Raw genomic sequence first — 21,344 nt, 5'->3', positions numbered from 1 at the left:
CCGGTACGGGCACGACGGTCGGGGAGGGCGCCGAGGTCGGGCCGGTCACGACCGACGGGACGGCCAACCTTCGATGAACGTCCGCAGACCCAGCTCCCGACACACGGCACGGATGCCGACGCGGACGTCGGCGTCGATCACGACCGGCTGGCCGGGGTCAGAGGTCGGCGTCGATGATCTTGGGCGGGCGGTCCTCGCCGGTGGCGAGACTACGCGGCGGGGCGGCCTCCCGCCGGGAGGGACGGTGCCGCAGCCGGTGCTCCTCGCGCGGCGGCCGGTCGTTGGCGAGCAGCACCGCCAACCAGGGGATGAGCACCATCCCGACGCCGCACAACGGCAGCCACAGCCAGAGCAGCGGCGCGTTCGCGCCGACCAGGACGGCTCCCACGATCAGGCAGGCCGCTCGGATGGACATCATCACGACGTAGCGCCGCTGACGGCTACTGAGCTGGTCGTCCTGGCTGCGAGAGGCGTCGGTGATCAGGATCGGCTGGTACGCCTGACGCTTCACCACGGACCTCCTCGAGGGGTTGGCCCCATCCTGTCACCATCCGGTCCGCCGGAACGAGAATCGACGCACGGATTCCGGGTGGCCGGTTCGCGGGGGCAGGTCGCGGGGCGGTTCGGCCGGTCGCGGGGGCAGGTAGCGGGGGCAGGTCGCCGGGGGCGGTTCGGCGGTAGCGGAGGCCGGTCGCGGGGGCGGAGGCCGGTCGCGGGGCGGCCGGTCAGTCCCGGGCCGCCCGGGCCGCCGCCTTCTGCTGCTGCTTGAACTCCCGTACCCGACGCAGCGACTCGCCGTCGGTGATGTCGGCGACCGACCGGTACGCCCCGTCGTCACCGTACCCGCCGGCCGCCTCCCGCCAGCCGGTCGGCCGGACCCCGACGCGCTTGCCGAGCAGGGCCAGGAAGATCTGCGACTTCTGCTTCCCGAAGCCGGGCAGCTCACCGATGCGGCGCAGCAGGTCCGGGCCGTCGGTGGCGTCGGCCCAGATCCGCGCCGGGTCGCCGTCGTACCGTTCGACCACCACCCGGCACACCTCCTGTACCCGGGCGGCCATCGCCTTGGGGAACCGGTGCAGGGCCGGCGGGCGGGCGAAGATCTCGATCAGCGCGTCCGGGTCGTAGCCGGCCAGTTCCCGGGCGTCCGGGACGTGCCCGAGTCGCTGGCTGAGCACGTACGGCGAGGTGAACGCCTTCTCCAACGGGATCTGCTGGTCCAGGACCATGCCGGTCAGCAACGCCAGCGGATCGCGGGCGAGCAGGGCGTTGGCCTCCGGGTCGATGGGGAGCGAGAGCGTCATGTGCCCCATCCTGCCGCCACGGTCCGGTCAGTCGCCGCCGCCCCGCCGTCCCGGCGAACGACCCGACCACGCGACCGGCCAACCAGCGGACCGTCCGACCGGGTCCACCGGACCACCGGGCCACCCTCCGACCGGACCACCGGACCACCGGGCGACCGGGCGACCGGGCGACCGGGCGACCGGGCGACCGGGCGACCGGGCGACCGGCGGAGACTCCCCGGGGCGGCGGACCCGGCGCGTTGTGAGCCACGTCCCGCCGCCCTGGACATGAGGTTAGGCTGTGCTAACTTCTGCAGGTCGGCCGGAGCGTCCCTCGTCGGCCGGGAAGCAGAAGGAGTGTCAGCGTGCCCAGCCCCGCCCGTAGGACCACCGCCGCCGTCCTGGCCGCCGGACTGCTCTCGATCGGCCTGGTGGGCTGCGGCAGCGAGTCCGACTCCGGCAGCGACCCGGGCAAGCCGGACGACAAGACGATCACCGTCTACAGCGGACGCAACGAGCAGCTGGTCAAGCCTCTGCTGGAGAAGTTCACCGAGCAGACCGGGATCACCGTCAAGACCCGGTACGCGAGCAGCTCGCAGCTCGCCGCCCAGCTCGTCGAGGAGGGCGACAAGTCCCCCGCCGACGCGTTCTTCGCCCAGGACGCGGGCGCGCTCGGCGCGGTCGCCAAACGCGACATGTTCGCCGCCCTGCCGACCGAGACGCTGAACAAGGTGCCGGAGAGCTACCGGGCCCGCAGCGGGCAGTGGGTCGGGGTCTCCGCCCGGTCCCGGGTGCTGGTGTACAACGCCGACCAGGTGCCGGCCGCGCAACTGCCGGCGTCGGTGTTCGACCTCACCAGGCCGGAGTGGAAGGGCAAGGTCGGGGTGGCCCCCACCAACGCCTCCTTCCAGGCGTTCGTCACCGCGATCCGGGTGCAGCACGGTGACGCCCGCGCCAAGGAGTTCCTCGCCGGCCTGAAGGCCAACGAGCCGCAGATCCGGGACAACAACGTCAAGATCGTCGAGGACGTGAACAGCGGCGCCGTCGCGGTCGGCCTGGTCAACCACTACTACCTGGGCGAGGTCGCCAAGGAGCAGGGCACCACGCCGGACGCGCTCAAGGCCAAGCTGCACTTCTTCCCGGGCGGCGACACCGGCGCGCTGGTCAACGTGGCCGGGGTGGGCGTGCTCAAGGACTCCGCCGAGGACGCCGACGTGCGGGCCTTCGTCGACTACCTGCTCGGCGCCGAGGCGCAGACCTACTTCGCGGAGGAGACCTTCGAGTACCCGGTGGCCGCCGGCGCGGTCACCCCGGCCGGGGTGCCGCCGCTGGCCGACCTGAAGGTGCCCGCCGTCGACCTGAACGACCTCGACACGCTCGACGCCACCGTCGCCCTGATCAAGGAATCGGGGTTGGTGCCCTGAGCACGCCGACGACCGCCGCAGGGCCGGACCGCAGCAGCGGGCCGGCCCTGTCCGGCGTGTCCCGGGCCGCCGCCACACCGGCGACCGGTGGAACGGACGGCACCGGACCGGACGGCACGACACCGGTGACCGGTGGAACGGCCGGAACCGGGCCGGTCGCACCGACAGCGGCGACCGCCACCGGTGGGACCGCCGGACCCGGGCCGGGCGGCCCGACAGCGGTCCGGCCAGCCGGCAGCACGGGCACCGGAACACCGGACCCGGCCCGGGGACCGCGGCGGGGCGTACCCGGGATGCTGCGCCGGCTGGCCCCGCGCCCGACACTGCTCGCGGCCTCGACCGCGGCGGTGGCGGTGGCCCTGCTCCCCCTGGTCTACCTGGCGGTCCGCACCGTCGAGGCGGGCGGCCCCAAGCTGGCCGAGGAGCTGCTGACCACCCGGGTCGCGGTGCTGGCCGCCCGCAGTCTCGGGTTGGCCGCCGTGGTCACCGTCGCGTGTGTGCTGCTCGGCGTGGGCACCGCCTGGCTGGTCACCCGGACCGACCTGCCCGGACGGCGGGCCTTCGCGGTGCTCGCCGCGCTGCCGCTGGCGGTACCCACCTACATCGCCGCGTTCGCCTGGGTGTCCACCGTCGACCGGCTGGCCGGGTTCTGGCCGGCGGCGCTGGTGTTGACCCTCTGCTCCTACCCGTACGTCTTCCTGCCGGTCGCCGCCGCGCTGCGCGGCGCGGACCCGGCGCAGGAGGAGGTGTCCCGCTCGCTGGGACGCAGCGGCTGGCAGACCTTCACCGGGGTCACGCTCCGGCAGATCCGCCCGGCCACCGCCGCCGGGGCGCTGCTGGTAGCGCTGTACGTGCTCTCCGACTTCGGGGCGGTGTCGATCCTGCGCACCGACACCTTCACCCGGGCCATCTTCGTCGCCTTCGACCTGGGGTTCGACCGGACCGGGGCGCTGGTGCTGTCCAGTGTGCTGGTGGCGTTGACGGTGCTGCTGCTGGCCGGCGAGACGGCCACCCGCCGCCGGGGCGCCCGGTACGCCCGCATCGGCGGCGCACGCCGCCCGCCGGTCCGGATCCGGCTCGGCGCGGTCCGCTGGCCGACGATCGGCGCGCTGCTGGCGGTCGCCGCGCTGGCCCTGGGGGTGCCGGCGGTGAGCCTGGCGCAGCGGCTGGCCGCCGGGGTGTCCCGGCCGGGCGCGCTGGGTGAGGTGGCCGCCGCGGCCGGCAACTCGCTGTGGTTCTCGCTGGTGGGGGCGGGGCTGACCATCCTGCTGGCGCTGCCGCTGGGGCTGCTGACCGCCCGCGCCCCCGGCCCGCTCACCACCGTGCTGGACCGGCTGGCCTACCTGGCGCACGCGCTGCCCGGCGTGGTGATCGGATTGTCGTTGATCTTCTTCGGCATCAACGTCGCGTACCCGCTGTACCAGACGCCGTGGCTGCTGGCGCTGGCCTACGCCACCCTCTTCCTGCCGTTGGCGGTCGGCGCGGTGGCCGGGGCCGCCGGTCAGGCCCCGCCCGGCCTGGAGGAGGTGGCCCGCTCGCTGGGGCGCGGCCCGTGGGCGGTGCTGCGCACGGTCACCCTGCCGCTCACCCTGCCGGGCATCGGCGCGGGCGCGGCCCTGGTCTTCCTGACCGGCATGAAGGAACTCCCGGCCACCCTGCTGCTCCGGCCCACCGGCACGGACACCCTGGCCACCGAACTGTGGACGCACACCGCCGTGGGCGCGTACGCGGCCGCCGCGCCGTACGCCGCGCTGCTGGTCGCCATCTCCGTGGTACCGACGTGGTGGTTGGTCGCCCGCAGCGGCCTGCTCGACAAGGAGGAGCACCGATGAGCGAGGTCGTGCTGACCGACGTCGTCAAGCGGTACGGGTCGGTGACCGCCCTGGACGGGGTGGACCTGACCGTCCCGGCCGGCGAGCTGACCGCCGTGCTCGGACCGTCCGGCTGCGGCAAGACCACCCTGCTGCGTTGCCTGGCGGGCTTCGAACGGCTCGACGCGGGCACCATCGACGTGGACGGCCGGCCGGTCGCCGGGCCGGGTCGGCACCTGCCGGCGCACCGTCGCCGGATCGCCGTCGTCCCGCAGGAGGGCGCGCTCTTCCCGCACCTGAGCGTGGCCGCCAACGTCGGGTACGGCCTGGAGCGCGCCGACCGCCGGGGCGGGCGGGTCGAGGAGGTGCTCACCCTGGTCGGGCTGGCCGGGTACGGCGACCGGATGCCGCACCAGCTCTCCGGCGGCCAGCAGCAGCGGGTCGCGGTGGCCCGCGCGCTCGCCCCGCGGCCGTCGCTGGTGCTGCTGGACGAGCCGTTCAGCGCCCTGGACGCCGGGCTGCGCGCCGGGCTGCGGCACGACATCCGGGAGGCGTTGCGCGCCGACGGGGCCACCGCCGTGCTGGTCACCCACGACCAGGGCGAGGCGCTGTCGGTCGCCGACCGGGTGGTGGTGCTGCGCGCCGGGCGGGTGGTGCAGGCCGGCGCGCCGACCGCGATCTACCGGGAGCCGGCCGACCCGTGGGTGGCCGGTTTCGTCGGGGACGCGGTGCTGCTGGCGGCCACCGCCGACGGCGGGCAGGCGCGTACCCCGCTCGGCCCGATCCCGCTGGCCGGCCGGCCCACCGAGGGCGCGGTGACCGTCCTGATCCGCCCCGAGCAGGTCCGTATCCTGCCGGACGCCCGCCCCGGCAGCGTGCCCGCCACCGTGCTGCGGCACGACTTCCACGGCCACGACGCGCTGGTCGCCCTGCGGCTGACCGACGGCACCCGGGTCACCGCCCGGATCCTCGACGAGGCCGCCCCGGCCCCGGTCGGCGCGGACGTGGCCCTGCTGGTCGACGGCACCGCCCGCGCCTGGCCGGTGGGCTAGCCGCCCTGGCCGGTCGCGGGACCGGGCCCCGGCCGGCCCGCCGGGCCGGGAAGCCCGCCCGGCCGCAGGATCGGAGCGTCCGCCCGGCCGCAGGACCGGGACGTCCGCCGGCTGCGGGGCAAGGGCAGCCGGCGCGGGGCGCAGGTGCAGGTCGGACACGCGGGTGCCGGGTGCCGGCGCGCCCGCACCGGACGGCAGGCAGGATGGCGAGGTGGACGAACACGACATGCTGCTCTCCCCCGCCGGGGTCGACCGGCTGCGCACCGCGCTGACCGGGGCGGGCTTCACCGCCAACGGCATCGCCACCCGACTCGGGACGGCGGCGACCGGCGGGATGGCCCGCAACGACTACCGGGCCGCCCTGCGCGCCACCGAGGACCGGGATCCGCTGGCCACCCTGATCAGGGTCTTCATCTGCGAGCAGACCGAGCCGGAGGCGGCGGTGGCCGCCGCGCTCGCGCCGCTGACCGTCACCGAGGCGCTCGACGCCGGCCTGGTCGAGCGGTACGGCGACGGCCTGCGCGCCGCCGTCGACCTGGAGCCGTACGGGGACCACTGGTGGGTGCTCGCCGACGTGCCGGCCAGCGCCCGCCCGGGTCGGCCGCTGCACGCCGAGCACGTGCTCGGTATCGGCGGGGCGACCCAGACCCTGCTCGGCGCGACGGTCCGCCGGCCGGTGGACACCGCCCTGGACCTGGGCACCGGCTCCGGTGTACAGGCGTTGCACCTGTCCACCCACGCCGGCCGGGTGACCGCCACCGACGTGTCCGAGCGGGCGCTGCGGTTCGCGGCCACCACCGCCGCGCTGAACGGGCAGGACTGGGAGCTGCTCCGGGGTGACCTGGTCGCCCCGGTCGCGGGCCGGCGGTTCGACCTGGTGGTGAGCAACCCGCCGTTCGTGGTGGGGCCGGGCACCACCACCCACGTGTACCGGGACTCCGGCCGGGTCGGGGACGCGATCGGCGCGGAGTTGGCCGCCGCCGCCCCCGGGCTGCTCACCGAGGGTGGCACCATGCAGTACCTGGCGAACTGGGTGCACGTGGCCGGGGAGGACTGGGGCGAGCGGGTGGCCGGCTGGTTCACCGGCACCGGGCTGGACGCCTGGGTGATCCAGCGCGAGGTAGCCGACCCGATGGCGTACGTGAACCTGTGGCTGACCGACGTCGGCGAGACGCCCGACCCGCACCGGATGGCGGCCTGGCTGGACTGGTTCGACGCGCACAAGGTGGAGGCGGTCGGCTTCGGCATCGTCAGTCTGCGCGACGGCGGGCACGACGACCCGGTGGTCCGGGTGGAGGATCTGCGGCAGCGGGTCGAGCCGCCGCTGGGTGACCGGGTCGCCGACTGGTTCGACCGGCAGGACTGGCTGCGCGCGCACGACGCCGAAGGGCTGCTGGCGCACCGGTTCCGGGCCGCCGATGGGTTGCAGCTGCGGCAGGAGGCGACCATGGGCGACGAGGGCTGGGCGGTGGACCGGCAGGTGCTGGCCGCGCCGCACGGCCTGCGCTGGACCGAGGAGATCGACCCGCTGGTGCTGGCCCTGGTGGGTGGGGCGGACGGCCGGTTGCCGCTGCGTGACCAGCTGGCCCTGCTGGCCGCCGCGCACGACGTCACCGCCGACGAGCTGGCCGAGGCGGCCGGTCCGATCGTGGCGCACCTGGTGGAGCGGGGCTTCGTCGAGCCGGTGGTGGCCTGATGCGGGCGGTGGTGCAGACGGTCGGCCGGGCCAGCGTGACGGTCGACGGGGAGGTGGTGGGCGCGATCACCGACGGCCTGCTGGTGCTGCTCGGGGTGACCCACGCGGACACCCCGCAGATCGCCCAGACCATGGCCCGCAAGATCCACGAGCTGCGCATCCTGGACGACGAGCGCAGCGCCGCCGACACCGACGCGCCGATCCTGGTGGTTAGTCAGTTCACCCTGTACGGGGACGCCCGCAAGGGCCGCCGCCCGACCTGGACGGCGGCGGCGCCCGCCGAGGTGGCCGAGCCCCTGGTCACCGCCGTGGTCGACGCGCTGCGCACCCGGGGCGCCCCGGTGCAGACCGGCCGGTTCCGCGCCCACATGCTGGTGGAGAGCGTCAACGTCGGCCCCCGCACCATCCTCCTGGACCTCTGACCCACCCCACCCAACCCCCGGTTGATCATGAAGTTGTTGTCCGCGACACGCCGAGGACACGGACGACAACTTCATGATCGACCAGGGTGGGCGGACCGGGGTCAGAAGAACAGGCCGCGGCGTTGGAGGGACTGGCGCAGCCAGCCGTCGAGCTGGGCGGCCCAGTCGGTCTGGTGGGCGCTGGCGTGGTCGACGGTGAACCGGCCGAACGCGTCCCGTCCCTCGGTGAACAGGCCACCCCGCTTGTCGATCTCCAACACCACCTGGATGTGCTGCGGGTTGGTGACGAAGGTCAGCTCGAGCTGGTTGATGCCGCTGGCGTACTGCGGCGCCGGGTAGAACTCGATCTCCTGGTAGAACGGCAGGTGCTGCCGCACGCCGTAGATGTGGCCGCGTTCCACGTCCGCGCGGGCGAACCGGAAGCCCAGCCGCAGCAGCGCCTCCAGGATCTTCTCCTGGGCCGGCAGCGGGTGCACCGCCACCGCGTCCAGGTCGCCCTTGTCGACCGCGCGGGCCACCTCCAGCTCGGTACGCAGCCCCATGGTCATGCCGTGCAGGTGCTGCCCGTACAGCTCGGTGAGCGGGGTCTCCCAGGGCACCTCGAACCGGAACGGCACGTCGTACCGCTGCTTCGCCTCCAGCCGGAACGGGCCGGTGACCTGCTGGCGGTGGAACTCCTGGGTGGTCTCGTACTCGCTGTCCCCGCTCTCCACCTCGACCCGGGTGACCAGCCCGAGCGCCAGGTACTCGATGTCGGTGGCGTGGTCGCCCCCGAGCACCTGGATCCGCCCCTCCAGGATTCCACCCGGACGGCAGTTCGGGTTGGCCAGTACCGTCTCGACCGACGGGCCACCCACCCCCATCGCCTGCATGAGCTTCTTGAAGACCACGACGACCTCCTTGCCTGATCGTGGCGGCCCGGCTGGCCGACCGGTGGCACCGTAACCGGGCCGGGCAACCCTCGCCATACGTTCGCTCGCTATTGCTGTCGGGTCCCCGATCGCCTCACTCCCGTTTCACGCCCTCCCCGGCAAGCTGTGTGTCACCGGCACCACTGGGCCGGTACGCGCGAACGTTGACGCGGGGAGGCGACAGAGATGGTTCTGCAGATGAGCGAGCACCCGATGAGCCCGGCCGGCACCACCGACACCGACGACCGCACGACCGTGGACACCCTTGCCGACCTGGACGCCACCGACGAGCGGGGCGTGTCGACCGACCTGGTCCGGGCCTACCTCAACGGCATCGGACGCACCAAGCTCCTCACCGCCGCCCAGGAGGTGGACCTCTCCAAGCGGATCGAGGCCGGCCTGTTCGCCGAGGAGAAGCTCGCCACCTGCACCCCGGTCTCCCCCGAGCTGCGGGCGGATCTGGAACTCATCGTCCGGCAGGGCCGCGCCGCCAAGGACCACCTGCTGGAGGCGAACCTGCGGCTGGTGGTGAGCATCGCCAAGCGGTACACCGGGCGCGGCATGGCCTTCCTCGACCTCATCCAGGAGGGCAACCTCGGCCTGATCCGCGCCGTCGAGAAGTTCGACTACACCAAGGGCTACAAGTTCTCCACCTACGCCACCTGGTGGATCCGCCAGGCCATCACCCGCGCCATGGCCGACCAGGCCCGCACCATCCGCATCCCGGTACACATGGTCGAGCAGGTCAACCGGATGGTCCGGGTCCGTCGGGAACTCGCCGTGACGCTGGGCCGCGAACCCACCATGGGCGAGGTGGCCGTCGCGCTCGGCGTGCCGGAGTTCCAGGTCATCGAACTCATCTCGTACGACCGGGAGCCGGTCAGCCTGGACCAGGCGGTCGGCGAGGACGGCGAGAGCGCCCTCGGTGACTTCGTCGCCGGGGTCGACCCCCGGCAGGAGCCCAGCGACGAGGTCAGCAACGGCCAGCTCCGCCAGGAGGTACGCATCGTCCTGGCGACCCTCTCCCAGCGGGAGGAGGCGGTGATCCGGCTGCGGTTCGGCCTCGACGACGGCCGCCAGCGCACCCTGGACGAGGTGGGCCGCGAGTTCGGCCTGTCCCGGGAGCGGATCCGGCAGATCGAGAAGGTGACCCTGCTGAAGCTGCGGGACCCGGAGCGGGCCCAGCGGCTGGAGGCGTACGCCTGCTGAGCTGATCCCGGCAACACCGGGCCCCGGCGGTTCGCCGGGGCCCGCTGTCGTGTCCGGGCGGCGGCGGCCGGCAGGTCGCAGCCGCCGGGACGCCCGACGGCGTCGGCGGGCTGTACCGGGCCGGGCGACGACGGCGGGCCGGGTTCAGAGCCGCCGGAGGCCGGGGACAGCGGCTGGCCGGTTCAGAGCCGCCGGGGGCCGGTGTCGGGGCGGGCGGCGGCCGAGCCGACCCGGACGGCGGCGTGCAGCACCGAGATGCCGTCCGGGCGGGCCAGCACCGGGTTCAGCGTCAGCGAGCGGACCCGGGGCTGTTCGTCGGCGAGCCGCCCGACCCGCAGCAGCAGATCGACCAGGGCGGACCGGTCGACCGGTTCGGCTCCGCGGTAGCCCCGCAGCAGCGGCGCGGCCCGGGGCTCGTCGACCAGTTCGGCGGCGTCCCGGTCGGTCAGCGGCACCGCCCGCCAGGCCCGGTCGCCGAGCAGCTCGGTGGCGACCCCGCCGAGCCCGAAACCGACCACCGGGCCGAACGTCGGATCCTCCACCAGCTCCACCACACAGGCCACCCCGGGCGGGACCATCGCCTGGACCAGCACGTCCGCCCCGAAGACCGCCGCCATCTCGGCGTACGCGCGCCGCACGGCGGCCGGGTCGGTCAGGTCCAGGCGGACCGCGCCGAGGTCGAGACGGTGCCGCAGGCCGGCCGCCGCCGCCTTGAGCGCCACCGGGAACCCGATCCGCTCGGCGACGGCAGCCGCCTCGACGGCGGACCGGACCGGCACCGAGTCGACCACCTCGACGCCGTACGCGGCGAGCAGGCAGGCGGCCTGGTCGGGGCCGTCGGCACGGATCGCCGCCTCGGCCGCGTCCGGGTCGACGCCGGGCAGCTCGGGCAGCGTGCCGGGTGGACGGCGGAGCCAGTCGGCGTACCGGGTCACCCGGGCCAGCGCCCGTACCGCCTCCTCCACCCCGGAGTAGGCCGGCACGTCGGCCGGGAGCTTGCCGGCCAGGAAGACCGTCACCACCGGCTTGCCCGCGCCGAGCGCGCCGGGCAGCGCCGCGCCGATGTCCGCGTCGGCGTCGACCAGCTGTCCGGGCAACGGCGGGGTGAAGACCGCCACCAGCGCGTCGACCCGCTCGTCGGCGGCGGTCTCGGCCAGGGCCAGGGCGAACTCGGTGGCCCCGGCGTGCGGGCCGAGATCACGCGGGTACCCGTCGGCGAGGGTGAGCCCGTGGGCGAGGCAGGCGGTGGCGGTCAGTCCGGCCAGCGCCGAGGAGTTGCCGACGACGCCGACCCGCCGCCCGGCCGGCAGCGGCTGCTTGGCCAGCAGCACCCCGACGTCGAACAGTTCGGCGACGGTGTCCACCCGGATCACGCCGGACTGGGCGAACAGCGCGCTCACCGCCACCTCGTCCGGGCCGGCGGGCAACCCGGTCGCGCCCGCCGGCCCGATGCCCGGCACGGACACCGGCCCGGTACCGGCCGCCGGGCCGGTGTCCGCCGCACCCACCGGTTCGGTGGCGGCCGTCGGACCGGTGCCGGGCACGACCGTCGGGGCGGCGGTCGTCGGGACGGCGGTCGTCGGGACGGCGGTCGCGGCGGGTCGGGCCGGGGAGGCGAGCGCCACCACCGGCTTCGACCGGCCGATCCGCCGGGCCAACCGGGCGAACTTGCGCGGATTCCCGAACGTCTCCAGATACAGCATGATCACGTCGGTGGCCGGGTCGTCCTGCCAGTACTGGAGCAGGTCGTTGCCGGAGACGTCGGCCCGGTTGCCGGCCGAGACGAAACTGGACAGTCCCAGGCCCCGCCGGTCCGCCTCGGCGAGCAGCGCCACCCCGAACGCCCCGGACTGGCTGAAGAAGCCGACCCGGCCGGCCGGCGGCAGAACCGGCGCCCCGGTGGCGTTGAGGCGTACCGCCGGGTCGGTGTTGGCGACACCCAGGCAGTTCGGGCCGACCACCCGCATCCCGGCGGCGTGCGCCTGCCGGACCAGGGCCCGCTGCGCCGCCGCGCCCGCCGGGCCGGCCTCGGCGAACCCGGCGGAGATCACCACCAGGCCGTGCGCCCCGGCCGCCGCCGCGTCGGCCACCACCGCCGGTACCGCGTCCGGGGTCACCGCGACGACCGCCAGGTCCACCGGCGCGCCGGCGTCGGCCGCCGCCGGGTATGCGGGCAGCCCGGCGACCGTGGCCGCGCTCGGATGCACCGGTACGACCGCACCGGTGAAGCCGAAGTCGCGCAGGTGCCCGAGCACCGCCGCGCCGACCCCCTGCCCGGTGGCGCTGGCCCCGTACACGGCCACCCCGCGCGGGGCGAGCAGCCGGGCGATCGAGCGGGCCTCGGTACGCTGCTCCCGGCCCCGCTGCACCCGCAGGGTCTGTTCGGTCGGGGCGATCGGGAAGCTCAGGTGCACCACCCCGTCGGCGAACTGCCGCTGGAGTTGGTACCCGAAGTCGGCGAAGACCCGCAGCATCGCCCCGTTGGCCGGGAGCACCTCGGCGACGAAGGACGTGATGCCGCTGTGGCCGGCAGCCTCGGCGAGATGCTCCAGCAGCACCGAACCGATACCCCGGCCCTGGTACTCGTCCTCCACCACGAACGCCACCTCGGCGTCGGGTGAGCGGGGGCCGAGCCGTTCGTACCGGCCGACGGCGACGATCCGGTCGCCGGCCAGCACCACGAACGCCTCCCGGTCCCGGTGGTCGACGTGGGTGAACCGGTGCAGGTCCCGCTCCGGGATCCGGGGGTACGGCGAGAAGTAGCGAAGGTACCGGGTGCGCTCGGAGAAGCGCGAGTGCATCGCCACGATGCCCGGCCCGTCGTCCGGCCGGATGGCCCGCAACTGGACGGTCGTACCGTCGCTGAGCAGCACGTCCACCGGTTGGTCCAGCGTGCTCACTCCCGGCCCCTCCCTGCGCGGCGGCTCAGTCTCGCGGATCGTGCGGGTCCAGCCCGAGCAGGGGGAAGACGGACCGGCGGGTGGTGGCGATCACCCGGTCCACCGGGGTCGGCTCGCCGGTGGGCTGCCAGGGCTCGTACCCCGGATCGACGCCGTCACCCATCCGCAGCGGCACCTCCCGGTCGGGCCGACGGGCGGCGGCCAGTTCCCGCCAGGCCGGCGGGGTGAGGGTGGCCGGGTCGATCGGCGCGCCGGTGGCGACCGCCAGCAGGTGCGTCCAGGCCCGGGGCACCACCTCGACCAGGGCGTACCCGCCGCCGCCGGTGGCGACCCACCGGCCCTCGCACAACTCGTCGGCGAGCGCCCGCAGGGCCAGGTAGGTGGCCCGTTGACCGTCGACGGACAGGTGCAGGTCGGCGAGCGGGTCGAGCCGGTGACCGTCCGCGCCGCACTGGGTGAACAGCACCTGCGGCCGGAACGCGCGCAGCACCGACGGCACGATCGCGTGGAAGGCCCGCTGCCAGCCGGCATCGGCGACACCCGGCGGCAGCGGCACGTTGACCGCGCTGCCCTGCGCGCCCGGCCCGCCCGTCTCGTCCGGGAACCCGGTGCCCGGGAACAGCGCGAGCGGGGTCTCGTGCAGGCTGACCGTCAGCACCCGCGGGTCGTCCCAGAAGATCTGCTGCACCCCGTCGCCGTGGTGCACGTCCACATCCACGTAGGCGACCCGTTCCGCGCCCAGATCGAGCAGCCGGGCGATGGCGACCGCCGGGTCGTTGTAGACGCAGAACCCGGCCGCCCGGTCCGCCATCGCGTGGTGCAGCCCGCCGGCCACGTTGACCGCGCGGCGGGCCTCGCCCCGCCAAACCGCCTCGGCGGCGGCCACGCTCGCCCCGGCGACCAGGGCGCTCGACTCGTGCATCCCCTCGAACACCGGATTGTCCGAGGTGCCCAGGCCGTATCCGGCCCAGAGCGGATCCTGCGGAGCCATCCGGACCGCGGTGAGGTACTCCGGCCGGTGCACCCGGGTCAGCAGCGCGTCGTCGGCCGGTTCGGGCTTGACCAGCCGCACCCCGGGCCGGTCGAGGACACCCAACTCCCGGGCGAGCGCGACGGTCAGCTCCACCCGTACCGGATCGAGCGGATGATCACCGAGGTCGTAGGCGAGCAGTGCCTCGTCCCAGACCACCACCGTGTCGTCGGACATGTGGCCCATCGTCGCACGTGGGGCGGATCCGCCCCACCGCACGCGCGCACGTCGACCAGCCGGTGTCGCGTACGGGACCGACGCCCAGTCGGCCGACCGCCACCCGCCGGACCCGGTGCGCAGCGTCGGCACCGGTCGACCCGGGCCGCACCCGACGCGCCGGGAGTCGGCCGGCACCGCGCGTCCCCACTGTCGCGCGCGGGTCGGCGCTACCCCGGTGTCGGGCCGGTCGCCACCGGCCGGGTCGGATCGGCCACCCACCCGCTCCACGAGCCCACGTACAGGGCGGCGTCCGGTCGGCCGGCGAGGTGCAACGCCAGCACCGTCTGGGCGGCGGTCACCCCGGAGCCGCAGTACGCCCCGACCGGCCGGTCGACGGTCACCCCGGCGGCGGCGAACCGGTCCCGCAGGTCGGTGGCGGCCGGGAACCGCCCGCCGGTGACGTACTCCCCGGCGGGCAGGTTCACCGCCCCGGGCACATGCCCGGCGACCGGGTCGATCGGCTCGGTCTCGCCGAGGTAGCGGGGCGTGGCCCGGACGTCGAGCAGCACCGACCCGTCGGCGGCGGCCAGCCGGGCGGCGGCGTCGGCGTCCAGCACCGGCAGGGCACCCGGCCGCACCGTCACGTCACCGGGAGCCGGGTCGGGCGCGTCGGTGTCGACCGGCAGGCCGGCGGCCACCCAGGCCGGGAAGCCGCCGTGTAGCACCCGGACCGCCCGGTGCCCGGCCCAGCGCAGCGTCCACCAGGCCCGGGCGGCGGCCATCCCGTCGCCACCGTCGTACACGACCACCGGACGCCCCTGGCGGACACCGGCGCGGCGCAGCGCCGCCTGGAGGGCGGCCGGGTCGGGGAGCGGGTGCCGGCCGTCCCGGCCGGGCGGGCCGCACAGCTCGGTGTCCAGGTCGACGAAGACCGCGCCGGGCAGGTGACCGGCGGCGTAGTCGTCCCGGCCGGGCGGGCCGGACAGCCGCCAGCGGACGTCGAGCAGGGCGGGCGGCGGGGCGTGACCGATCTCGGCCGCCAGGTCGGCCGCCTCCACCAGCAGATCCTCGGTACCGGACATGCGGTCCAGTCAACACCATCGGCGGCGTTGACCGGCGGTTCGGCGGCGGTCGTCCGCCGGCCGCCGGGGTAGCATCGGTTTCCGGGAGGACCTTTGCCGTGAAGCATGATCTGGTCGACACGACCGAGATGTACCTGCGCACCATCCTCGAACTCGAGGAGGAGGGCGTGCCGCCGCTGCGTGCCCGGATCGCCGAGCGGCTACGGCAGAGCGGTCCGACCGTCAGCCAGACCGTGGCCCGGATGGAGCGGGACGGGCTGCTCACCGTCGAGGGCGACCGGCACCTCGCGCTCACCGAGCTGGGCCGCAACACCGCCGTGTCGGTGATGCGCAAGCACCGCCTCGCCGAGCTGCTGCTGGTCAACGTGATCGGGATGCCCTACGAGGAGGCCCACGAGGAGGCCTGCCGGTGGGAGCACGTGATGAGCGACGCGGTGGAGAAGCGGGTCTACGACCTGCTCAACCGCCCGACCCGGTCCCCGTACGGCAACCCGATCCCGGGGCTGGAGGAGCTGGGCCCACCGCCGACCACGGAGGTCGCCGAGGGGGAACGCAACCTGGCCTTCCCGGGCCTCGTCGGCACGGTCGTCGTCCGGCGGATCTGCGAGAGCGTGCAGACCGACGGGGACGTGCTGCGTCAACTGCACGCCGCCGGGGTGGACCCGGGCGCGACGGTCACCGTCGCTCAGGAGCGGGACGCGGTCACCATCGACCGGTCCGGCGAGAAGATCCGGCTGCCCCGCGAGGTGGCCTCCCGGGTGTTCGTCGCCTCGCACTGACCATCGACCACGCTGAGCCGGTCCCGCCGCCCGTCGCGGCCGGGCCGGCTCAGTCGGTCACGTACGGGCAGTGCCGGCAGCCGCGTCCGCAGCAGGTCCCCCGCCGGGCCAGGAAGCCGGCGGTGAGCACGAACAACCCGGTCGCCGGGTCGGGGTAACCGGCGTCCCCGGCGGCCAGCGCGGCGGCGTGCGCGGCCAGGATCCCGTCCCGGTGGGGGTGGTCGGGGGCCAGCCGGGCCGGGTGCGGCTCGGTGAGCGGCCGGTCCGCCAGGGGCAGCGGTTTCGGGGTCATCGGTGAGTCTTCTGGTCGAGTGGCCCTGCCATGCCGGTCAGGTGCCCTCGGTCCAGTACTTCTGCAGCCGGGCGAGAGCCTGATCCCGACTCATCGCCGCGACCTCACCCTCGGTCAGCCCGACCCGGGTGATGAGCAGATGAACCACCTCACCGGGTAGTGCCTCGGCCGGGCTCGCTGGCTCACCCCGGTCGGGCTTCACACCGGCACGCACGCAGGCCCAGAACTCGTCCTCCGAGACGTCGAGCTGATCGCGGAGGATGTGACGCCAGAGCGCCGGCCCGTACGTACTGCGGTCGGGCGGGTGTGAGATACGGGTACGGAGGATCCGACCGTCCTTCAGGTGGAGCTCGTAGGTGACGTGGTGCGTGCCGGTGCGTCCGCGCGCGTCGCGTACCTGCTGCCAGCCCTCCTGCCGGCAGAACGCCTGATGGTGGTACCTCGTCGGTGCCGGCCAGCTCACCGACTCGCCCCCACCAGCCACTCGCGGAGTTGCGAGTCGTCGCTGAGGCTCACCAACTGGACCAGGCCCCAGTTGCTGGCGTGGTTGGGCGCATTGACCAGCCGCTCCTGCCAGTCGTCGGCGTACTCGCGCAGGGCGCTGATCATCTCGTCGACAGCGTCGTCGAAGGTCGCCCCGTCGGCTGCCACCGGCAAGCCGGGAATGAAGATCGACCACCCGTCGGCCTCGGGCACGACCTGCGTGTCAGCAGGAGTGACCGAGGCAAGGAAGTGCCGCAGTCGCTCCTGGTCCACCAACGCGATGCGGTGGGAGTCACGTCGAACGGTGGCTACTCCCCCGCGGCCCGCCGCGTCCAGCAGATCCTTCAGATGCGCTCGGGCTTCGGTGTAGCTGTCGTAGTGCACGACCACGTGACAGCACCCCCCTTCGACCTCAGCATGGCAATCCCTCGCAGGTACGTCAAGTACGTGAAGTACGTGATCTGTGGTACGCGGCACCGAAGGGGCAGCCGGTCGGGTCATACCCCCGTGCGAAGATCCCGACATGCCCGGATCTCGCCCCCGCGTCCGATCCGACTTCGCCCTGCGCCTTCTGCTCGAAAAGATCGTCGAGTACGGCCTTTCCGACCACGTCCGCAACCTCGTGGAGGACGCACAGCGGCACATGGGATACCGGAGTCCCTATCGTGGCGGCAGGACGCTCACCGATCTACTGCGTCATGCTCACGCGGGGGCCCGCGCCGAAGGCGACCAGGACGCCGCCGAACGGTTGGAGGACGCCCTCTCGTACGCGACCAATGTCATGCTGGCCCCGGACTTGGAGATCAAGTACCAGCTGCTCGGCGGTGCCCGGGGCCGACACGCGAACGCGCTGACCACCTTCGTGTCGATCTCCGCGACATTCGTCGCGGACCAGGTTCGCACGTTCCTCGACGAACACCCGCAGGCAACCCGTGACGAGGTCATGGCATATGTCGATGAGATGAAGCGCCTGGTCATCACGGACGTGGCCGGGGCAACCGGGGTCTTCGAGGTCAGTCGTAGCACGAACGAGCAGGCGACCTGGATGACGGAGGTGCTGCTCGACCGCTTGCACATTGGCGATTCAGGTGCCGGTTTCACGCCAACCGCTGAGGCTTCGGCCGAAGAAATCGCCGACGTGGTGTTGCTGCGAGCACGGCGTCGGGCGCTTCGGGATCTCGATGCCGTCGTCCTCAACCGGCACAGCAGCGAGCGCGACCTGCAACGAGCGCTGGAGAAGAATCTCTGGATATTCGGTGGAACGCAGCTGGCGGACAGGTTGGGGCCACGGCGGATCAGTCGCGGAATCGAGTTGGACCTGACGCTGCTCCGGCCGGACGGCACGGTGCACGTGGTCGAGTTGAAGCGGGCCGCCGTTCCACTACTCACCCGTCAACGGGGCCGGTGGGTGCCGACCAACGAGGTGCACAGGGCGGTGGCGCAGGCGATGAACTACCTCGTGGTCTTGGACGAGGACCGTCCCCGGCTCGCGGAGCAGGGCATCGACGTACGGCGTGCCTCAGCGTCGGTGATCATCGGGCATCCGCAGTTCGAGGAGGAGGCGAGCGAGAACGAGGTGGACGCAGCGCTGCGGGTATACAACAGCCACCTGTCCAGGGTCGAGGTGGTCACCTACAAGCAGGTGGCGGATCGGGCCGATCGGGTCTTGCGGTTGGCGGAATGAGTGGCAGGTCCACCTGGATGCTGTCGGGAGGGATTCACCCAGTTCAGCACGCACCGCAGACGGATCGCAGCAGCACAGGTGCCTCCCACCCGGAATCGGATGGGAGGCACCTGTTCAGGCCCTCACCAGGAGGTATGTCAACCAGTGATTCCTCTTAGGAGGAGCTCATGGGAGACGTCCACGAATCTCCCGGTGTCAGCTGCAGCCGCTGGTGGAGCCGCAGCCCTCGCAGACGTAGCAGCTACCGGCGGGCCGCATCTTCGTACCGCAGGTGAAGCAGAGCGGCGCGTCGGCGGCCTTGCCGATCACGGCCTCCAGCAGTTCGGTGGAGGAACCGGCCGACGGGGCCGGCCTGACCTCGGCGACCGGCTCGACCGGCTCCGGCTTCGTCTCGACCGGGGCGGACGCGGCCATCGCGGTCAGGTCGGTGCCGCCCTCGGCGGCCTCCGCCTCGGCGCGCATCTGGGCGGTCCGCTCCTGGGCGGTGAAGATGCCCAGCTCGGCCCGGGTCTCGTAGGGCAGGAAGTCCAACGCCAGGCGACGGAAGATGTAGTCCATCACCGAGGCGGCGATCCGCACGTCCGGGTCGTCGGTCATCCCGGCCGGCTCGAACCGCATGTTGGTGAACTTGCTGACGTACGTCTCCAGCGGCACGCCGTACTGGAGGCCGATCGAGATCGCCACCGAGAAGGCGTCCATCACGCCGGCCAGGGTGGAGCCCTGCTTGGACATCTTGAGGAAGACCTCGCCGAGGCCGTCGTCCGGGTACGACGACGCGGTGAGGTAGCCCTCGGCCCCGCCGACGGAGAAGCTGACCGTCTGGGAGGGGCGCTTCTTCGGCAGCCGCTTGCGCACCGGCCGGTACTCGACGACCTTCTCGACGGTCTTCTCGACCGCTGCCGGGGCGGCCTCGACGGCCTTCGGCTCGGTCGCCTTGTTCGGCTTGGCCACCGAGAGCGGCTGGCCGACCTTGCAGTTGTCCCGGTAGATCGCCAGGGCCTTGAGGCCGAGCTTCCAGCCCTCGAAGTAGATCTTCTCGACGTCCTCGACGGTGGCCTGCTCCGGCATGTTGACCGTCTTGGAGATCGCGCCGGAGATGAACGGCTGGACCGCCGCCATCATCCGCACGTGCCCCATCGGGGCGATGGACCGCTCGCCCATGGCGCAGTCGAAGACCGGGTAGTGCTCCGGCTTGAGGCCGGGGGCGTCCACCACGTGGCCGTGGTCGGCGATGTGCTCGACGATCGCCTCGACCTGCTCCTCCGGGTAGCCGAGGCTGCGCAGGGCACGCGGCACGGTCTGGTTGACGATCTGCATCGAACCGCCGCCGACCAGCTTCTTGAACTTGACCAGCGCCAGGTCCGGCTCGACACCGGTGGTGTCGCAGTCCATCATCAGGCCGATGGTTCCGGTCGGCGCGAGCACGCTGGCCTGCGAGTTGCGCCAGCCGAACTTGTCGCCGACCTTGTTGCCCTGGGTCCACTGCCGGGTGGCCTCGCGGACGATCGCGGTGGCGACCGTACCGGTCGGCTTGATCTCGTCGTTGGCGGCGGCGTGCTTGCGCATGACCCGCTTGTGCGGCTCGGCGTTGCGGGCGTAGCCCTCGTACGGGCCGACGATGCCGGCCAGCTCGGCGGAGCGGCGGTACGCGGTGCCGGTCATCAGCGAGGTGATCGCGGCGGCGACCGAGCGCCCCTGCTCCGAGTCGTACGGCAGGCCGGAGGCCATCAGCAGCGCGCCGAGGTTGGCGTACCCGATGCCGAGCTGCCGGTAGGCCCGGGTGGTGACGCCGATCTTCTCGGTCGGGAAGTCGGCGAAGCAGATGGAGATGTCCATCGCGGTGATGACGAACTCGACCGACCGGACGAACTTCTCCACCTCGAAGCCGCCGTCGGCGCGGAGGAACTTCATCAGGTTGAGCGAGGCGAGGTTGCAGGACGAGTTGTCCAGGTGCAGGTACTCGCTGCACGGGTTCGACGCGGTGATCCGCCCGGTCTCCGGGCAGGTGTGCCAGTCGTTGATCGTGTCGTCGTACTGGAGGCCGGGGTCGGCGCACTCCCAGGCGGCCTCGGCGATCGAGCGGAACAGCTTCTGCGCGTCGACCGTCTCGATGGTCGCCCCGTCGAGCCGGCCGCGCAGGTCGAACCCGCCGCCGGTCTCCACCGCCGACATGAACTCGTCGGAGACCCGGACCGAGTTGTTGGCGTTCTGGTACTGCACGCTGACGATGTCGGAGCCGCCCAGGTCCATGTCGAAGCCGGCGTCCCGCAGCGCGCGGATCTTGTCCTCCTCGCGCGCCTTGGTGACCACGAACTCCTGGATGTCCGGGTGGTCCACGTCGAGGATGACCATCTTGGCCGCCCGCCGGGTGGCCCCGCCGGACTTGATGGTGCCGGCGGAGGCGTCCGCGCCGCGCATGAAGCTGACCGGGCCGGAGGCGTTGCCACCGGAGGAGAGCAGCTCCCGGGAGGACCGGATCCGGGACAGGTTGACCCCGGAGCCGGAGCCGCCCTTGAAGATCAGCCCTTCCTCCTTGTACCAGTCGAGGATGGAATCCATCGAGTCGTCGACGGCGAGGATGAAGCACGCGCTGACCTGCTGGGGTGACGGCGTGCCCACGTTGAACCAGACCGGCGAGTTGAAGCTGAACACCTGGTGCAGCAGCATCCAGGTCAGCTCGTGCGCGAAGACCTCGGCGTCGACCGGGCCCGCGAAGTACCCGTGCTCCTCACCGGCGGCCCGGTAGGTGCTGACCACCCGGTCGATGAGCTGCTTGAGCGACCACTCCCGCTCCGGGGTGCCCACCGCGCCCCGGAAGTACTTGGTGGTCACGATGTTGGCCGCGTTGACGCTCCACGACTCCGGGAACTCGACCCCGCGCTGCTCGAAGTTGATCGAGCCGTCCCGCCAGTTCGTCATCACGACGTCCCGGCGCTCCCAGGTCACCTCGTCGTACGGGTGCACCCCCTCGGTGGTCCACACCCGGTCGATCTTCAGCCCCGTGGTGGCCACCCCGGCCTTTGTCCGCGATCGGCTGGCTGTCACGCCGTCCCCCGCCATCTCATCCGCCCCCTCGTCTGCGCGGCCGTCTTACCCGGCCACGCGTCGTCACCTAACAGAAACAAGCAGC

Annotated in this window: 18 protein-coding genes; 8 read left to right on the top strand and 10 right to left on the bottom strand. The window is 73.2% G+C overall.

Features of this window, described 5'->3' with window-relative positions; translation table 11 throughout:
- Window positions 1–157: 157 nt before the first annotated feature.
- Together PVK37_RS14950 and PVK37_RS14945 are read right to left on the bottom strand one after the other, a co-directional pair.
- The gene (locus PVK37_RS14950; RefSeq protein WP_275034602.1) at window positions 158–514 is read right to left on the bottom strand and encodes a DUF3099 domain-containing protein; all 357 of its coding nucleotides are present in this window, start codon (window positions 512–514) and stop codon (window positions 158–160) included.
- Window positions 515–725: 211 nt separating this feature from the next.
- Window positions 726–1,301: an HhH-GPD-type base excision DNA repair protein gene (locus tag PVK37_RS14945; protein ID WP_423791041.1), complete on the bottom strand. Its 576-nt coding sequence runs from the start codon at window positions 1,299–1,301 to the stop codon at window positions 726–728.
- A 344-nt stretch (window positions 1,302–1,645) separates the two neighbouring features.
- On the opposite strand from PVK37_RS14945, the gene PVK37_RS14940 reads away from it, so the two are divergent.
- The 5 genes from PVK37_RS14940 to dtd all read left to right on the top strand — a co-directional run bounded on the left by PVK37_RS14940 (window position 1,646) and on the right by dtd (window position 7,685).
- Complete coding sequence (locus PVK37_RS14940; protein ID WP_275034599.1) at window positions 1,646–2,704, top strand: iron ABC transporter substrate-binding protein; 1,059 nt, start codon at window positions 1,646–1,648, stop codon at window positions 2,702–2,704.
- Window positions 2,705–3,000: 296 nt separating this feature from the next.
- The gene (locus PVK37_RS14935; RefSeq protein ID WP_275035122.1) at window positions 3,001–4,536 is read left to right on the top strand and encodes an ABC transporter permease; all 1,536 of its coding nucleotides are present in this window, start codon (window positions 3,001–3,003) and stop codon (window positions 4,534–4,536) included.
- A complete protein-coding gene (locus tag PVK37_RS14930) occupies window positions 4,533–5,567 on the top strand; it encodes an ABC transporter ATP-binding protein (RefSeq protein ID WP_275034597.1) in 1,035 nt (344 codons plus the stop codon). The genes PVK37_RS14935 and PVK37_RS14930 overlap by 4 nt, the downstream gene beginning before the upstream one ends.
- Before the next feature lie 211 nt (window positions 5,568–5,778).
- On the top strand, window positions 5,779–7,263 hold the full coding sequence (locus tag PVK37_RS14925; protein ID WP_275034596.1) for a DUF7782 domain-containing protein: 1,485 nt from the start codon (window positions 5,779–5,781) through the stop codon (window positions 7,261–7,263).
- The gene (gene dtd, locus PVK37_RS14920; protein WP_275034595.1) at window positions 7,263–7,685 is read left to right on the top strand and encodes a D-aminoacyl-tRNA deacylase; all 423 of its coding nucleotides are present in this window, start codon (window positions 7,263–7,265) and stop codon (window positions 7,683–7,685) included. Before PVK37_RS14925 ends, dtd begins: the two co-directional genes overlap by 1 nt.
- 101 nt (window positions 7,686–7,786) lie before the next feature.
- Here the strand turns inward: dtd and PVK37_RS14915 are convergent, their stop codons facing one another.
- Entirely contained in the window at window positions 7,787–8,575 is a 789-nt protein-coding gene (locus tag PVK37_RS14915; protein WP_275034594.1) for a sporulation protein, read from the bottom strand.
- A 219-nt stretch (window positions 8,576–8,794) separates the two neighbouring features.
- Here PVK37_RS14915 and sigB point away from each other — a divergent pair, with 219 nt between their 5' ends.
- Window positions 8,795–9,805 (top strand): RNA polymerase sigma factor SigB, encoded by a 1,011-nt coding sequence (gene sigB, locus PVK37_RS14910; protein WP_423791040.1) that lies wholly within the window; start codon window positions 8,795–8,797, stop codon window positions 9,803–9,805.
- Window positions 9,806–9,987: 182 nt separating this feature from the next.
- Here sigB and PVK37_RS14905 read toward each other — a convergent pair whose 3' ends face one another.
- The 3 genes from PVK37_RS14905 to PVK37_RS14895 form a co-directional block, all read right to left on the bottom strand.
- Window positions 9,988–12,744, bottom strand: a complete 2,757-nt coding sequence (locus PVK37_RS14905) for a bifunctional acetate--CoA ligase family protein/GNAT family N-acetyltransferase (RefSeq protein WP_423791081.1) — start codon at window positions 12,742–12,744, stop codon at window positions 9,988–9,990.
- Window positions 12,731–13,912, bottom strand: a complete 1,182-nt coding sequence (locus PVK37_RS14900; RefSeq protein WP_275034592.1) for an acetoin utilization protein AcuC — start codon at window positions 13,910–13,912, stop codon at window positions 12,731–12,733. Before PVK37_RS14900 ends, PVK37_RS14905 begins: the two co-directional genes overlap by 14 nt.
- Window positions 13,913–14,121: 209 nt before the next feature.
- Window positions 14,122–14,976: a sulfurtransferase gene (locus tag PVK37_RS14895; RefSeq protein WP_275034591.1), complete on the bottom strand. Its 855-nt coding sequence runs from the start codon at window positions 14,974–14,976 to the stop codon at window positions 14,122–14,124.
- 98 nt (window positions 14,977–15,074) lie between these two features.
- Here PVK37_RS14895 and PVK37_RS14890 point away from each other — a divergent pair, with 98 nt between their 5' ends.
- Window positions 15,075–15,755 (top strand): iron-dependent transcriptional repressor DtxR, encoded by a 681-nt coding sequence (locus PVK37_RS14890; protein ID WP_275034590.1) that lies wholly within the window; start codon window positions 15,075–15,077, stop codon window positions 15,753–15,755.
- A 49-nt stretch (window positions 15,756–15,804) separates the two neighbouring features.
- Here PVK37_RS14890 and PVK37_RS14885 read toward each other — a convergent pair whose 3' ends face one another.
- Genes PVK37_RS14885 through PVK37_RS14875 form a run of 3 tightly spaced genes read right to left on the bottom strand, consistent with a single transcriptional unit; the run spans window position 15,805 to window position 16,920 of the window.
- On the bottom strand, window positions 15,805–16,047 hold the full coding sequence (locus PVK37_RS14885; protein ID WP_275034589.1) for a DUF5522 domain-containing protein: 243 nt from the start codon (window positions 16,045–16,047) through the stop codon (window positions 15,805–15,807).
- A 37-nt stretch (window positions 16,048–16,084) separates the two neighbouring features.
- Entirely contained in the window at window positions 16,085–16,510 is a 426-nt protein-coding gene (locus PVK37_RS14880) for a hypothetical protein (RefSeq protein WP_275034588.1), read from the bottom strand.
- Window positions 16,507–16,920, bottom strand: a complete 414-nt coding sequence (locus PVK37_RS14875; RefSeq protein ID WP_275034587.1) for a hypothetical protein — start codon at window positions 16,918–16,920, stop codon at window positions 16,507–16,509. The genes PVK37_RS14880 and PVK37_RS14875 overlap by 4 nt, the downstream gene beginning before the upstream one ends.
- 133 nt (window positions 16,921–17,053) lie before the next feature.
- Here PVK37_RS14875 and PVK37_RS14870 point away from each other — a divergent pair, with 133 nt between their 5' ends.
- A complete protein-coding gene (locus tag PVK37_RS14870) occupies window positions 17,054–18,214 on the top strand; it encodes a Shedu anti-phage system protein SduA domain-containing protein (protein WP_275034586.1) in 1,161 nt (386 codons plus the stop codon).
- Window positions 18,215–18,409: 195 nt separating this feature from the next.
- Here the strand turns inward: PVK37_RS14870 and PVK37_RS14865 are convergent, their stop codons facing one another.
- On the bottom strand, window positions 18,410–21,274 hold the full coding sequence (locus PVK37_RS14865) for a vitamin B12-dependent ribonucleotide reductase (RefSeq protein WP_275034585.1): 2,865 nt from the start codon (window positions 21,272–21,274) through the stop codon (window positions 18,410–18,412).
- Window positions 21,275–21,344: the final 70 nt, after the last annotated feature.

This window comes from Micromonospora cathayae (genome assembly GCF_028993575.1).
Taxonomy (GTDB): Bacteria; Actinomycetota; Actinomycetes; order Mycobacteriales; family Micromonosporaceae; genus Micromonospora; species Micromonospora cathayae.
Note: the sequence above shows the minus strand (reverse complement) of the source record. Positions and strands in the feature narration are given on the sequence as shown.